Annotated in this window: 10 protein-coding genes and 1 pseudogene; 5 read left to right on the top strand and 6 right to left on the bottom strand. The window is 64.4% G+C overall.

Annotation, left to right across the window (positions count from 1 at the left end):
- The first annotated feature begins 45 nt into the window (after positions 1-45).
- Positions 46-1,437: an aminobacteriohopanetriol synthase HpnO gene (hpnO, locus tag AX729_RS01635; RefSeq protein WP_061020153.1), complete on the top strand. Its 1,392-nt coding sequence runs from the start codon at positions 46-48 to the stop codon at positions 1,435-1,437.
- 66 nt (positions 1,438-1,503) lie between these two features.
- Here hpnO and AX729_RS01630 read toward each other — a convergent pair whose 3' ends face one another.
- The 4 genes and pseudogenes from AX729_RS01630 to AX729_RS01620 all read right to left on the bottom strand — a co-directional run bounded on the left by AX729_RS01630 (position 1,504) and on the right by AX729_RS01620 (position 4,975).
- On the bottom strand, positions 1,504-2,106 hold the full coding sequence (locus AX729_RS01630) for a hypothetical protein (RefSeq protein ID WP_156456650.1): 603 nt from the start codon (positions 2,104-2,106) through the stop codon (positions 1,504-1,506).
- Positions 2,107-2,168: 62 nt separating this feature from the next.
- Positions 2,169-2,285: pseudogene (locus AX729_RS41720) on the bottom strand (anti-sigma factor family protein); the annotation flags it as partial.
- Between the two features lie 161 nt (positions 2,286-2,446).
- Positions 2,447-3,328 (bottom strand): alpha/beta fold hydrolase, encoded by an 882-nt coding sequence (locus AX729_RS01625; protein WP_061020151.1) that lies wholly within the window; start codon positions 3,326-3,328, stop codon positions 2,447-2,449.
- Between the two features lie 27 nt (positions 3,329-3,355).
- The gene (locus tag AX729_RS01620; protein ID WP_061020150.1) at positions 3,356-4,975 is read right to left on the bottom strand and encodes a GMC family oxidoreductase; all 1,620 of its coding nucleotides are present in this window, start codon (positions 4,973-4,975) and stop codon (positions 3,356-3,358) included.
- Positions 4,976-5,146: 171 nt separating this feature from the next.
- Between AX729_RS01620 and AX729_RS01615 the strand changes: the two genes are divergently transcribed.
- Positions 5,147-6,319 (top strand): M20 aminoacylase family protein, encoded by a 1,173-nt coding sequence (locus AX729_RS01615; RefSeq protein WP_061020149.1) that lies wholly within the window; start codon positions 5,147-5,149, stop codon positions 6,317-6,319.
- 102 nt (positions 6,320-6,421) lie between these two features.
- Here the strand turns inward: AX729_RS01615 and AX729_RS01610 are convergent, their stop codons facing one another.
- Positions 6,422-7,864: a UdgX family uracil-DNA binding protein gene (locus AX729_RS01610; RefSeq protein ID WP_061020148.1), complete on the bottom strand. Its 1,443-nt coding sequence runs from the start codon at positions 7,862-7,864 to the stop codon at positions 6,422-6,424.
- Positions 7,864-9,099 carry a putative DNA modification/repair radical SAM protein gene (locus tag AX729_RS01605; protein WP_061020147.1) on the bottom strand — a complete coding sequence of 412 codons (1,236 nt, stop codon included), beginning with the start codon at positions 9,097-9,099 and terminating at the stop codon, positions 7,864-7,866. Before AX729_RS01605 ends, AX729_RS01610 begins: the two co-directional genes overlap by 1 nt.
- 233 nt (positions 9,100-9,332) lie before the next feature.
- On the opposite strand from AX729_RS01605, the gene AX729_RS01600 reads away from it, so the two are divergent.
- From AX729_RS01600 to AX729_RS01590, 3 genes are read left to right on the top strand one after another with little or no spacing between them, the layout of a single operon-like run.
- Positions 9,333-10,160, top strand: a complete 828-nt coding sequence (locus AX729_RS01600) for an ImuA family protein (RefSeq protein ID WP_061020289.1) — start codon at positions 9,333-9,335, stop codon at positions 10,158-10,160.
- Positions 10,057-11,652 carry a Y-family DNA polymerase gene (locus tag AX729_RS01595; protein ID WP_061020146.1) on the top strand — a complete coding sequence of 532 codons (1,596 nt, stop codon included), beginning with the start codon at positions 10,057-10,059 and terminating at the stop codon, positions 11,650-11,652. The genes AX729_RS01600 and AX729_RS01595 overlap by 104 nt, the downstream gene beginning before the upstream one ends.
- Positions 11,649-15,107, top strand: coding sequence for an error-prone DNA polymerase (locus AX729_RS01590; RefSeq protein ID WP_061020145.1), 3,459 nt, complete (start codon positions 11,649-11,651; stop codon positions 15,105-15,107). Before AX729_RS01595 ends, AX729_RS01590 begins: the two co-directional genes overlap by 4 nt.
- The last annotated feature ends 236 nt before the right edge of the window (positions 15,108-15,343 follow it).

The raw sequence follows: 15,343 nt of genomic DNA, 5'->3' as shown, positions 1-15,343 counted from the left end.
CCGTTTTCAGTTGACGAGACGGCCCTCAAGCGAAGTATGTAGCGGATGCACAGCCCAAATCCAGACATGTCTCAGCTATTCGCGGACCGTCAGGCCCAGCGCAGCACCCTGCATAACCGGTATTTGAACGAGCAGTTCGTTCGGGTTCTCAAGACCATCGGCTACGATGTCGGCTTCCAGAAGGGGCAGGGGCAGTACCTCTACGATCGCGAGGGCGCGCGCTATCTCGACCTGTTGTCCGGCTTCGGCGTGTTCGCGATCGGGCGTAATCATCCTGTCATGCGCGAGGCGCTCAAGAGCGTGCTCGATGCCGATCTGCCCAACCTCGTCCAGTTCGACGTGTCGACGCTCGCCGGCGTGCTGGCCGAACGGCTGCTGAAATACGTTCCCTATCTCGACAAGGCCTTCTTCGCCAATTCCGGCGCCGAATGCGTCGAAGCCGCGATCAAGTTCGCGCGCGGCGCCACAGGCCGCCCCGGCATCGTCTATTGCGCCCATGGCTATCACGGCCTGACCTACGGCGCGCTATCGCTGACCGGTGACTCGAATTTCCGCACCGGCTTCGAGCCGCTGCTGCCGGGCTGCACCTCGATCCCGTTCAACGATCTGGCCGCGCTGGAAAAGGCGTTGGCCTCACGCGAGGTCGCCGCCTTCGTCGTCGAGCCGATCCAGGGCAAGGGCGTCAACATGCCCACCGACGACTTCCTGCCTGGCGCGGCCGCGCTCTGCAAGAAGTACGGCACGCTGTTCGTCGCCGACGAGATCCAGACCGGCATGGGCCGCACCGGCCGCTTCCTCGCCGTCGAGCACTGGAACGTCGAGCCCGACATGGTGCTGCTGTCGAAGTCGCTGTCGGGCGGCCACGTGCCGGTCGGCGCGGTGCTGACGCGCAAGGGCATCTTCGACAAGATCTTCAACCAGATGGACCGGGCGGTCGTGCACGGCTCCACCTTCTCCAAGAACGACCTCGCCATGGCCGCGGGCATCGCCACGCTCGACGTCATGGAGTCCGAGAAGCTGATCGAATCGGCCGCAAAGCGCGGTGCCGAGCTGCGCCTGGCGCTGACGCGCATGGTGCCCGGCTACGAGCTGATGAAGGAAGTGCGCGGCAAGGGCCTGATGATCGGCGTCGAGTTCGGCCCGCCGAAATCGCTGCGCCTGCGCGCCTCCTGGAACGTGCTGGAGACCGCCAACAAGGGCCTGTTCTGCCAGCTCATCACCGTGCCGCTGTTCAAGGATCACAAGATCCTGACCCAGGTCGCCGGTCACGGCAGCCACACCATCAAGCTGCTGCCGCCGCTCACGATCACCGAGGAAGACTGCGGCTGGATCGAACGCGCCTTCGACGACGTCATCGCCGGCAGCCACAAGGTCCCCGGCGCGATCTGGTCGCTCGGCAAGACGCTGGTGGACAACGCGGTGCGAAGGTCGGCCTGACGAGAATAGTCCGCGACCAAAAAGAATCTTGGTTGCGTCTCGGTACCGCTCGGCAAGTCATGTGCTTCAATCGGCAAACACCGAATTGAACATCGCTGCCGCATCCCCGTCTTTGGCGAGTGCGAGGATCGCGCGCCGCCGCGTGCCATAGAGGAAGGGAATGTCGATCCAGTCCTTGCTCCTGATCAGACGCCGGTTCACCGACGCGTTTTGGGCGACGCCGGTCATGCCGATCAGGAAGTGCGTCGCATCAATTTTCACGGACAGCGCGTCGATCTGAGCGCCCTTGGCCTTCTCACTCGTTTTCAGCATCAGACCCATCACCTGGTGGATGCCGCCGCCGGCGAAGTCGAGCGGCGGTATGAAGTCGACCTGAACGGTGTGGCTCGCGGAAAGCGATGGATCGAAGTTGCGACGCAAGGTGATCGTCATCCGCATGTTCCGCTCCGGAATGACGACTTCGCCGCGTATGGTGATGTCGCCTCGCGGCGCCGAGGGGTCAGCGGTCTGTTCTGCTCGCCAAGTGACATGGCCTTCGAACTGGTCGCCCGCTCCGGATCCCTCCTCGTGGAGAACCGCCGGCCGCGCGACGTCTTGGCCGATCTCGGCCGCTGCCGGCGTGAGCATCGTCCAGGCAAGGGCTATGGCAAAGAACTGATTTCGTTTCATGGAGTTGCAATAGCAATGCGCCCGGGTCATTGCAACCGGAGGATGCAATCAATACCCCGCCGTCACCCCTCCACATTCGCTTTCATCGCCGCCTCGAACTCCTCCACGAGCTCGGCGAGCTCGTCGGCGCCGATATCGCTGACGGCCCCAGAAGTTGAGGCCGCGCTCGCCCCTCTGCGAGATGATGTGGTCGGCATTGTCGAATTCGGCGGGCTTCGACACATGCGTGCCGGAGTTCGTAACAGCTCTGGATTTGCCCCGGTTCAGCAGCGCGTCGCCAAAGCGCGTCGAAGACGCGTGAATGCGCTTCCATGCTGCGCCGCGTTCAGGGCACCAGCCCCTATTTCGCGAACTCCCGCACAGCTGCGACCACGGCCGCCGGCACTTCCTGAGCCACGCAATGGCCGGCGCCTTCGAAGACCTGCGTGCTGGCCCGCGGAATCAGCAACACGGCGCGTCGCGCCATCTCCTTGTAGATCGGCCCCGAATTCGCGGCTGTCGTGACGCACACCGGGCAGTCGATCTCGGTCAGCCAGGCAAACGGATTGCCGCGGACGTCGCCCACGTACACCTGCTCCATGGCCTCGTAGATCGGGCGCAGGATCGCCGATTCGATCTCGGGTGTGCAGCAGAGTCGGACGCGGCCATCGTCGAGTGGCACGAAGCCGTGGCGCACATAAGCGCGTAGTGAGGTCTCGGTCCAATCCGCAAAGGCCGGAGCGGCGCGATAGCGCTCGAACACGGCGTCGCCACTGTCGAACTCAGCGCGTCGGCGCAGCGTGCTCTCGACGCGGGACAAGGATTCCTCGCTCAATCCGCCGGAGCGCGCCTTGCGCGGGTCCATCACGGTCGGCTCCATCACGAAGAGACGGGTGAAGCGGCCGGGCAAGAGTTTCGCAGCGAGCAGGAGATCGGTCGCCCCCGCACTGTGGCCAATACCGTAGATGTCGCGGAGATCGAGCGCATCGATCACGTGGCAGACGTCCTGCGCATAGTCTAGGAAATGATAGGCGCCGGGCTTGTGGCTCGCGCCGTGGCCGCGGCGGTCGAGCGCATAGACCGTGTAGGTCGATGCAAGCTCGCGCGCGACCTCATCCCAGACATGGGCAACGAAGCCGGTGCCATGCAGGAGCAGCGCGGGCGGCCTGCCGCTCTCGCCCCATTGCAACATGGCGATCTGCGCGTCGGCCGGGCCGATATAGAAACGGTGCGGATTGATCATGGGAGCAGTGATGCGCGACGGGTTCGTTTACTTCGCGTCCTCCAGGATCATCGTGGCGCCCTTCTCCGCAATCATCGCCGTCGGCGTGTTGGTGTTGCCCGAGGTGATGGTCGGCATGATCGAGGCGTCGACGATGCGCAAGCCTCCGAGGCCGTAGAAGCGCAGACGCTCGTCGACCACCGCCATCGGATCGTTCGCCGTCCCCATCTTCGCGGTGCCGACGGGATGGAAGATGGTGGTGCCGATGTCGCCGGCGGCCTTTGCGAGCGAGGCGTCGTCGTCGCCGACGGAGGGCCCGGGCAGATATTCGCTGGGACGATACTTCGCGAGCGCCTTCTGCTGCATCAGGCGGCGCGTCGTACGGATCGCGTCGGCGGCGACCTGGCGGTCGTCGTCGGTCGACAGATAGTTCGGCGCGATGATCGGCTTTTCCTCCGGCGTCGCCGAACGGAGGCGCACGGTGCCGCGCGAGGTCGGCTGGAGATTGCAGGCACTCACCGTGATCGCGGGAAAGCGGTGCAGGGGATCGCCGAACTTGTCGAGCGACAGCGGCTGCACGTGGAACTGGATGTTGGCGCGTGCGCGCGTCGCATCCGAGCGCGTGAAGATGCCGAGCTGCGACGGCGCCATGGTCAGCGGCCCGCGCCGGCGGAAGGCGTAGTCGAGGCCCATCAGGCCGCGTCGGACCAGATTGTAATAGGTCTCGTTCAGCGTGCGCACGCCCTCGACCTTGTAGATCGCACGCTGCTGGAGATGGTCCTGGAGATTGCGTCCGACGCCGGGCTTGTCCATGACAATGTCGATGCCGAGCGGCGACAGCCAGTCGGCCGGGCCGATGCCGGTGCGATGCAGCACCTGCACCGAGCCGATCGAGCCGGCCGACAGGACCACCTCGCGCTTCGCCCGCGCCTCGATGATCTCGCCGTTCTGAATGAAGCGCACGCCGACGGCGCGGCCTTGTTCGATGATCAGGCGATCGACCAGCACATGCTTTTCGAGCCTGAGATTGGGGCGGTTCAGCGCAGGCTTGAGGAATCCGCGTGCCGACGACCAGCGCCTGCCGCGCTTCTGGTTGACGTGGAAATAGCTGGTGCCTTCGTTGTCGCCGGTGTTGAAATCCGGGATGCGCTTGATGCCCATCTCCTCGGCGGCGTCGCCGACGGCGTCGAGAACGGCCCACGACAGCCGTGGCGCCTCGATGCGCCAGCCGCCGCCGGCGCCGTGATGTTCGCTCGCGCCGAGGAAGTGATCCTCGAGGCGCTTGAACATCGGCAGCACGTCGTCATAGGCCCAGCCGGTCAGCCCGAGCTGGCGCCAATGATCGTAGTCGGCGGCCTGGCCGCGCATCGAGATCATGGCGTTGATCGCCGAGCAGCCGCCGATCACCTTGCCGCGGGGATAGGCCAGCGAACGGCCGTTCAGGCCGGGCTCGGCCTCGGTCTTGAACATCCAGTCCGACCGCGGATTGCCGATGGCGAAGAGATAGCCGACAGGGATGTGGAACCAGATCCAGTTGTCGTCGCCGCCGGCCTCGAGGATGAGGACGCGGTTTTTCGGGTCGGCCGAGAGTCGATTTGCGAGGATGCAGCCCGCCGTGCCGGCCCCGACAACGATGTAGTCAAACTCACCTTCGAGCCGCCTTGGCATTCTGCTTCCACCCGGATGGCATTTTGCGTTCCGTCTAATAGGCAGACGCAGCGGATCGGGACAAGTCCCGCCATGCTGGAGGGGCAGGGCCGGACCCCGATCCCCGGCGGTTGGGTGGACCGGCGCTTGCATGGTACAGTCCTGTATTTCCAATAATGCTCGAGACCCTCCATGCCCATCGTGAACCGCGTCGCCGACCTGCAACCCGATATTCAGGCTTGGCGCCGGGACATCCATCAGCATCCGGAGCTGCTATATGACGTCCACCGTACCGCGGCATTCGTGGCGGACCGGCTGCGGGAGTTCGGCTGCGATGAGGTCGTGACCGGTCTCGGCCAGACCGGCGTGGTCGGCGTCATCAAGGGCAACAAGCCCGCCGGCGACGGTCTCAAGGCGATCGGGATGCGTGCCGACATGGACGCTCTGCCCGTCGAGGAGCAGACCAACCTGCCTTACGCCTCCAAGACCCCGGGCAAGATGCACGCCTGCGGCCATGACGGCCACACCGCGATGCTGCTCGGGGCGGCGCGCTATCTCGCCGAGACCCGCAACTTCGCCGGTGACGCCGTCGTGATCTTCCAGCCGGCGGAGGAGGGCGGCGCTGGCGGTGCGGCCATGGTGAAGGACGGCCTGATGGAGCGCTTCGGCATCGAGCAGGTCTACGGCATGCACAACGGGCCCGGCATCCCGGTTGGCTCGTTCGCGATCCGGCCGGGTCCGATCATGGCGGCGACCGACGAGGTCGATATCCTGATCGAGGGCCTCGGCGGCCACGCCGCGCGTCCGCACAAATGCGTCGATTCCGTGCTGGTCGGTGCGCAGGTGATCACGGCACTGCAGTCGATCGTCGCGCGCAGCGTCGATCCACTTGAATCGGCCGTGATCTCGATCTGCGAATTCCACGCCGGCAACGCGCGCAACGTCATTCCGCAGACCGCGAATCTGAGAGGCACCATCCGCACGCTGTCGCCGGAGGTACGCAAGCTGGTCGAGAAGCGCGTGCGCGAGGTTGTGGCGGGCGTGGCGCAGATCACGGGTGCCAAGATCGACCTGCACTACAAGCGCAACTATCCGGTGGTGAACAACCACGCTGCGGAAACCGAGGTGGCGCGGCGCATCGCGGAGCAGGTCGCAGGCGAGGCCAATGTGCACGACATGGCACCGCTGATGGGCGGCGAGGATTTCGCCTACATGCTGGAAGCGCGGCCCGGCGCCTTCATCTTCTGCGGCAACGGCGACAGCGCCGGCCTGCATCACCCCGCCTACAATTTCAACGACGAGGCGATCGTCTACGGCACGTCCTACTGGGTCAAGCTGGTCGAGGAGCAGCTCGCGGCGTCGTAAAGGGCCGAGCTCGAGCACATGAAGGAGCCCGTGTGTTGTACGGGCTCTTTTTTCTTGAGAGATCGGATGGCCAACCAATGCGCGAAGCCATTTCCTGCCAGTTCAGGCAGCCCGTGCGGCCTTCTTCTGCAGGCCGGCGGCGATCTTCAGATCCTCGACAAAGCGCTGATACTCCAGCACCTTGGCTTCCGGATCCGGCAACCGCAGCAAATAGGACGGATGCACCGTGACGAGCGCTTTGCGGCCGTCGGGCAGGTCTATGAGCCGGCCGCGGTTCTTGCCGATCGGGGTGATCTTGCCGAACACGCTCTGCGCGGCGGTGGCGCCCATCGCCACGATGAGATCGGGCTGGATTGCCGCGACTTCCCGCTGATACCATTGCCTGCACGCCCGGATCTCGGGTGTGTTCGGCTTCTGGTGCAGGCGGATCTTCCCGCGCGGCACGAATTTGAAGTGCTTGACCGCGTTGGTGACATAGACCTTCTTGCGATCGACGCCGGCTTCCGCCAGCGCGCGGTCGAGCATCTGCCCCGCGGGGCCGACGAAGGGATGGCCGGCGAGGTCTTCCTTGTCGCCGGGCTGCTCACCGACCAGAATGATGTTGGCCGACTTCGGGCCTTCGCCGAACACGGTCTGCGTCGCGTCCTTGTAGAGATGGCAGGCGCGGCAATGCGCGGCCTCCTCGCGCAGCGCTTCGAGATCGTCGGCAGCAAGCTTGCGTTTCATAGGGGCCTCCGGCCGCTTCTGAGGCTTGTGCGGATCGGTTGCGGCGTTGGCGATCATGGCGCCGGTCATCCGTTCGGCATCCTCGATCAAGGGCTTAATGATCGAAGCCTCGGGCAGGTTCCTCCAATATTTCTTCGGCATCTCGGCCTGCATCGCCTTCACCTTGAGCCGGGCCGGATTGAAGATGCTGGCGTAGTAGCGCCGCCAGGTTTCCTCCAGCCGGTCTTCGCTCGGCGCTTCGCTCTTGCTCACGCCTGACGTGAACGACAGTGCGTGGCCATCCCAATGCGCGCAGAGGTCCGGCGTCAGGATCGACCAGGGCATGTCGGCGAAGCGTTTGGCGAAGAACGGCGCCGCAAGCTCGACGATGTGATGCTCCGGCTCGAACCAGGCGACGTAATGTGCCTCGCGTTCCCGGCCGATCTCGCGGAAGCGGACGAAGGCGTGCATCTTGTGCTCGTCGCGATAGACCGCCTTTGCCATGGCCGTGACTTGCGCGACGTCAGGATCGGTCGCGACCTCGATCAGATCGTGGTTGTCCTTCAGCCGAAACAGCAGGCGATAGAGGATCGCAAACCGCTGGGGATCGCGGTGGAGGATCGCGGCTTTGGCGAGCTCGACGAATTTCGCGGGTACGTTGAAGGTGCCGTCGTTCACCTCGAGGATCGGAGAGGGCGAGGGGGGCGCGAACAGCTCGGCTTCGCCGCCCTGCACGGCCCAGGTGACGTCGGCTGGTTTCACGTGATGAAGCACGAGCGTCCGCGCGGCTTTGCGCCAGCCATCGAAATCGGTTTCGCTGTCGAGCGTGATGTACTGCATCAGAAGCCAAATCCCAGTTGCGTTGCCTTCGGCTTGAACCGGTCGATCAGCCGCGCTTCGTCGAGGCGGTGCGGTGAGGGGCGGTGATCGCTGAGGACGATGAACGGCATCGCCTTGTTCCTGGGGACATGCAGCCGCGCGAGATCGGCGAGGCGGATCGTTGTCGTGCGCCGCGTCGCAATGATGCGTTCGACGGTCTTGGTGCCGAAGCCCGGTACGCGCAGCAATTCCTCGCGGCTGGCGCGGTTGACGTCGAGCGGGAAGCGGTCGCGATGGCGGAGCGCCCAGGCGAGCTTTGGATCGATATCGAGCGGCAGCATGGCGCTGTCGTCGACGATCTCGCCGACGTCGAAGCCGTAGAACCGCATCAGCCAGTCGGCCTGGTAGAGCCGGTGCTCGCGCAGCAAGGGCGGCTGTACCAAAGGCAAGGCTCGGCTCGCATCAGGGATCGGGCTGAAGGCGGAGTAGTAGACACGCCGGAGACGGTAGGCGCCGTAGAGATTGGCGCTGGTGTGGAGAATGGTCTGATCGGAGGCTGCGTCGGCGCCGACAATCATCTGCGTGCTTTGTCCGGCCGGCGCAAAGCGTTGCGGCTTGGCCTTAGTCTTTGCGCTGCGGCTGTCCTCGGCCTCATCCAGCTTCAGCCTGAGCCGGCCCATGGTGCGGCGGATCGCGCGCACGTCCTTCTCGGGTGCGAATTGCTGCAGGCTGGTCTCCTCAGGCATTTCGATATTGATGGAGAGACGGTCGGCATATTTGCCGGCCTCCGCGATCAGCGCATCGTCGGCCTCGGGAATGGTCTTCAGATGGATGTAGCCGCGGAAGTGATGCTCCTCGCGCAGTTTTCGCGCGACACTGACCACTTGCTCCATGGTGTAGTCGGGGCTGCGGATGATGCCGGAGGAGAGAAACAGGCCCTCGATGTAGTTGCGCCGGTAGAAGTCGAGCGTGAGCTTGACGACCTCGTCGATGGTGAAGCGGGCGCGCGGCACGTTGGAGGAGGCGCGGTTGACGCAATAGAGACAATCGTAATTGCAGGCATTGGTCAGCAGCACCTTGAGCAGTGAGATGCAGCGTCCGTCCGGCGCGTAGGAATGGCAGATGCCCATGCCGGGCGCGGTCGAGCCCATGCCCCTGCCGTCGCTGGAATCCCGCTTCTCGGTGCCGCTGGAAGCGCAGGACGCGTCGTATTTGGCTGCGTCCGCCAGGATTTCCAGCTTGCGTTGTACGTCCATATCGGAAACCCTTTGATTCAGCTCACGAATCCAAAAGCGCGGTAATTCGATTGACTCTCTGTGCGCCGTTAGCTTTATATTAGAACATATCATGAACAAATGAGCCAGCCGTTGGTTCTTCTTTTGAGAACCGCGGCAATCATCCCTGAAGGAGCGGCGAGCATGCAGAGCGCGATCAGCAAAAGTGGTCGCCGGTTTTGCGTCCGATCGCGCTCTTCTTTTTGAGAGGGCGCATGATCTTGTCGCCAAACCGCTCACACTTTGGCGGATCATGCGCCACCGCACGCATCAGCGCGCTTGCGACCTTGCGCGGCCAGATCGAGCGCATCGAGGCGGCGGAGGTCGTGCATCAGCAGGGTCGCGTCGCCCTCGGCCACAGTGAGGCTGACGGCGCGCTGAAAGGCGGGCTCGCGCGCGCGGCGATCCACGAGGTGTTTTGCGAAGGGCGTCAGGGCGCTGCCGCAACGGGCTTTGTCACCGGGCTTGCGGGCCGCGTGACGGCACGCAAGCCGCTGCTGTGGGTGCGGCAGGATTTTTCGGAATTCGAAACCGGCGCGCTGTCGATGAGCGGGCTATCCGAACTCGGGCTCGATCCGCGCCGCGTGGTGATGGTGCGTGCCGCCGATGTCGAGAGCGCATTGCGCACCTCGGCCGATGCGCTCGCCTGCGATGCGTTGGGCGCCGTGGTGCTCGAGCTCTGGGGCGAAACCAGGCAATTCGATCTCGTGGCGAGCCGCAAGCTGACGCTGGCCGCGCAAGGCTCCGGCGTTACCGGCCTCTTGCTGCGGATGGCCGCGCAGCCACTGCCGTCAACCGCGGAGACGCGATGGATGCTGCGTGCGGCGCATTCGCCGCCGGGCTCAGCATGGAGTGCCTGGGGCGCGCCGGTGTTCGACGCCGAGCTCTTGCGCAATCGTCATGGCCCCTGCGGCCGGTGGATCATGGAATGGAATTGTGATGAGTGCCAGTTCAGTGAGCCGTCGACGTATCCTCAGCCTGTGGCTGCCGCGCCTGCCCATCGACAGGATCCAGCGGTTTCTTGGCAGCGCCGGGCTGGGTAAAGCCAATCACGAGCCGAGCATCGTCGTCATCAAGGACAACAATGCGCTGGTGATCCATGCGCTGGACGAGGCCGCCGAGCGCCTCGGCCTGTATATCGGCCAACCCTTGGCCAATGCGCGGGCGATGTGTCCTGACCTGCGTGTGTTCGATGCCGATACCGTCGCCGATGCGAAGACGCTCAGCGATATCGCCGACTGGTGCGACCGTTTCACGCCGCTGGTGGCGCTCGATCCGCCGCTCGGGCTGTTCCTCGACATCACCGGCTGCGCGCATCTGTTCGGCGGCGAGGCGGCGCTGCTGAAGATGCTGGTCCGGGCGCTCGACCGGCAGGGCTTTGCCGTCAGCGCTGCGATCGCGAGCACCTCGGTCTGCGCCCGCACGCTGACACGGCAGGCCACGGGCACCATCGTGGCCGATGGCAGGGAGGCGGAGGCGATCAGCCGGCTTCCGGTCTCCGCGCTCGGGGCGGGCGAGGCCATCACCACCGGCTTGCGCCGCGCCGGTCTGAAGACCATCGGCGATGTCGCCTCACGCTCGCCGAGCGAAATCACGGCGCGGTTCGGCGCGCGGTTCTCCACGCTGCTCGCGCATGCGCTGGGACAGGGAGATGCGCCGATCAATCCGCGTAAACCGCTGCCCGATTACATCGTGGAGAAGCGTTTTGCCGAGCCGATCGCGACCGACACCATGATCGCGATGACGCTGTCGCGGCTGGCTGACACGCTTGTTACGTCCATGGAGAAGCAGGGCAAGGGCGCGCGGCGTCTCGAGGCAGCCTTCTTCCGTACCGACGGCGTGGTCCGTGCGATCACCGTCGAGACCGGACGCCCAGTGACGCGAAGCGCCGTGATCGACCGGCTGTTCCGCGAACGGCTCGATGCGCTCGCAGATCCGCTGGATCCCGGCTTCGGCTTCGACATGGTGCGGCTGTCGGCGAGCCGCACCGAGATCGTGGTGCAGGAGCAGCGCGATCTCGATGCGCATGTCCATGACAATGATGAGATTGCCGCGCTGATCGATCGCATCGCCGCGCGCATCGGGGGAAAGCGCGTCGTCGTCCACTTGCCGCAGGACACCCATATCCCCGAGCAAGCGGTGCTGGCCGCGCCGGCGCAGCATCATCTCGCCGTGGCCATGCAAGCCGAATGGCCGGCGCGCACCGAGAGCGAGCCGCCGCTGCGCCCCCTGCGGCTGTTCGACAAACCGGAGCCGATCAAGGTGCCGTTCGCGACCGTGCCTGATGGCCCGCCGCATCAATTCACCTGGCGCCGCGCGTTGCATGCGGTGGTGCGGGTGGAGGGGCCCGAGCGCATCGCCATGGAATGGTGGCGGCAGGACGGCAAACAACTGACGCGGGACTATTTCCGCATCGAGGATGCCGAAGGCTTGCGCTTCTGGATCTTTCGCGACGGTCTCTACGAGGGGGAGACGTTCGACGGCGAAGGCAAGCCCGTTTCCCCCAACTGGTATGTGCACGGTCTCTTCGCATGACCACGCCCGCCTATGCCGAGATCGGCATCACCACGAACTTCTCCTTCCTGCGCGGCGGCTCGGATCCGCGCGCCTATGTGCATCAGGCGAGCAGGCTTGAGATCCCCGCAATCGGAATTGCCGACCACAACACGCTCGCCGGCGTGGTGCGGGCCTACAAGGAGCTCGACAATGCCGAAGTGCTGCACAAGCCTAAGCTGCTGATCGGCGCGCGCATCGTCTTCGTCGACGGCAGGCCCGACATCCTGGTCTATCCGCGCGATCGTGCCGCCTATGGCCGGCTCTGTCAGCTCCTCACCAGGGGCAAGCGCGGCGACGACATCACGCGGATCGAGAAGGGCGAATGTCGTCTCACCTTCGCCGATCTCCTGGAGTTTTCGGAAGGCCAGTTGCTGGTCCTGACGTTGCCGCATCGCTTCGAGCCCGCTCAGGCGCTGAATGTTCTCGGAAAGCTCAGGGACAGCCGCGCCGAGGGCGTGTGGTTGGCGGCGAGCCTGATCTATCGCGGTGACGACAGGCGTCGCCTGGCGCGACTCGATGATCTCGCGACAAAAGCCCAAGTGCCGCTGCTCGCGACCAACGAGGTGCTTTATCACCATCCCGCGCGCCGTCCCCTCCAGGACGTGCTGACCTGCATCCGGGAAAAGACCACAATTGATTCGATCGGGAGGAAGCTCGAATCCAATGCCGAGCGGTTCCTGAAGACTCCGCGAGAAATGGCGCGGCTGTTTCGCGATTTCCCTGAAGCGATCGCGGAGACCATGCGCTTTGCGGGCAAGATCGACTTCTCGCTCGACCAGCTCAAATACCAATATCCCGACGAGCCGGTGCCGCCGGGCAAGACCGCGCAGGGACATCTGGAGGATCTGACCTGGGCCGGAGTCGACAAATATTTCTGCGGCAAGATCGACGACAAGCTGCGCGCGACGTTGAAGAAAGAGCTGGCGCTGATCGCCGAGCTGAAATACGCGCACTATTTCCTCACCGTGCACGACATCGTGCATTACGCGCGCAGCCAGAACATCCTGTGCCAGGGCCGCGGTTCGGCGGCGAATTCGGCCGTGTGTTACGTGCTCGGCATCACTTCGGTCGATCCGACCAAGGTTGATCTCCTGTTCGAGCGCTTCATCTCCAAGGAGCGGCTGGAGCCGCCCGACATCGACGTCGATTTCGAGCATTCGCGGCGCGAGGAGGTGATGCAATATGTCTATCGCCGCTACGGCCGCCACCGCGCCGCGATCATCGCTACCGTGATCCATTACCGTCCGCGCAGCGCCATTCGCGACGTCGGCAAGGCGCTGGGCCTGACCGAGGACGTCACCGCGGCGCTCGCCGACACGGTTTGGGGCAGCTGGGGCAAGGGCCTCAACGACATGCAGGTCAGGCAGGCCGGGCTCGATCCGAACAATCCCATGATCAATCTCGCGGTCGAGCTTGCGACCGAGCTGATCGAATTCCCGCGCCATCTCTCCCAGCATGTCGGCGGGTACGTGCTGACGCAGGACCGGCTCGACACCTATGTGCCGATCGGCAACGCCGCGATGGACGACCGCACCTTCATCGAATGGGACAAGGACGACGTCGACGCGCTTCATATGATGAAGGTCGACGTTCTGGCGCTCGGCATGCTGACCTGCATCCGCAAATGTTTTGACCTGATTGCGGACCACAAGGGCGAGCGCTGGGTGCTGGCGAGCGTTCCGCAGGACGATCCCCGGGTTTACGACATGCTGTGCGCCGGGGAGTCGCTCGGCGTGTTTCAGGTCGAGAGCCGCGCGCAGATGAACATGCTGCCGCGCCTGAAGCCGCGGACCTTCTACGATCTCGTCATCGAAGTCGCGATCGTGCGGCCGGGGCCGATCCAGGGCGACATGGTGCATCCCTATTTGCGGCGGCGGAAAATGAATCCGGAGGACATCGAATATCCTTATCCAAAGGGCGGAAACAAGAACGAGCTTCGCGAAGTCCTGCACAAGACGCTTGGTGTGCCCTTGTTTCAGGAACAGGCGATGCGGATCGCGATCGTGGCCGCAGAATTTACCTCGGAAGAGGCCAATGGATTGCGGCGAGCCATGGCAACGTTCCGCAACGTCGGGACCATCGGCAATTTCGAAGAAAAGATGATCGGCAACATGATCCGCCGGGGCTACGATCCTCAGTTCGCCAGAAATTGCTTCGAGCAGATCAAGGGTTTCGGCTCCTACGGTTTTCCGGAGAGTCACGCCGCGAGCTTCGCGCAGCTCGTCTACATCTCGTCATGGCTGAAATATCATCATCCCGACGCGTTCTGTTGCGGACTGCTGAATTCGCAGCCGATGGGTTTTTATGCGCCGGCGCAGATCGTCGGAGATGCCCGCAAGAACGGTGTCGAGGTGCGCGACATCGACGTGTCCTACAGCTTTGCGCAGAACACGCTGGAGCAGGGGAGTGGCAGATATTGCGCCGTGCGCCTCGGTTTTCGTCAGATCGACGGTTTCCACTGGCTGGATGAGGATGAGGAAAGGCTGAAATGCTCTCAGCTGTCATTCCGGGGCGCGCGCAGCGCGAGCCCGGAATCCATCGGGCCGCACACGCCTGGAGGAATGGATTCCGGGCTCGATGCTGACGCATCGCCCCGGAATGACGACGTGGAGAAAGTCCAGGACTGGGCCGACCGCATCATTGCCGCCCGCAACCGCCGTCCCTTCACCTCGCTGGAAGACTTCGCCCGCGATACCGGCCTGCCCAAGCGCGCGCTGATCCTGCTGGCGGATGCCGATGCGTTCCGCTCGCTCGGGCTCGACCGCCGCGAAGCGCTGTGGCAGGTGCGGCGACTGCCCGACGACGTGCCGCTGCCGCTGTTCGAGGCGGCGACCGCCCGCGAGCAGCCGGACGAAGGCGCAAAGCCATTGCCGGCGATGCCGCTCGCCGAGCAGGTGGTTGCGGACTACCAGACCATCCGGCTATCGCTGAAGGGCCACCCTATGGAATTTTTGCGCGAGATGTTTTCGCGCGAGCGGGTGGTGGCTTGCAGGGATATCAATCACGAGAACGAGCGGCGCCGCGTCCGCTGCGCCGGCGTGGTCCTGGTGCGGCAGCGGCCGGGCAGCGCCAGCGGCGTCGTGTTCATGACGCTGGAGGATGAGACCGGCATCGCCAATGTCGTGGTCTGGCCCAAGATCATGGAGCAGTACCGCAAGGAGGTGATGGGCGCGCGCCTCATCCTGGTCGAAGGCTACATCCAGAGCAGCCCCGAAAAGGTGACGCATCTCATCGCCCTGCGCATGGTCGACCGCTCGCACGATCTGGTCGGCCTCGCCAACGATGCCTTGAGCCGCAAGCATCCGGTACCGGCAGGCGCCACCGTGGTCGAGCCGCTCAACGACGATCCCCGCGCTCTTACCGACATGCCGGCGCAAAAAGTCCGCCACCCCCGCAACGTCCGCATCCTGCCGCCCTCGCGGGATTTTCATTGAAGGTGTAACGCAGGCCCCACCACACTGTCATTGCGAGCGCAGCGAAGCAATTCAGGATGTTTCGGCGGCGGGATTCTGGATTGCTTCGCTGCGCTCGCAATGACGAGATTATTGAGTAACCGCGCGCCACATTCTCAGTCGTCATGCCCGGGCTTGACCCGGGCATCCACGTCCTCAGCAGGTACGGTGGCGCGTGGATGCCGGTCAAGCCCAGCCGTGATGCTGGAGCAGTATCG

Origin of the sequence: Bradyrhizobium sp. CCH5-F6, from assembly GCF_001556045.1 — a bacterium.
GTDB lineage: Bacteria > Pseudomonadota > Alphaproteobacteria > Rhizobiales > Xanthobacteraceae > Bradyrhizobium.
This window is presented reverse-complemented; position numbering and strand designations above follow the sequence as displayed.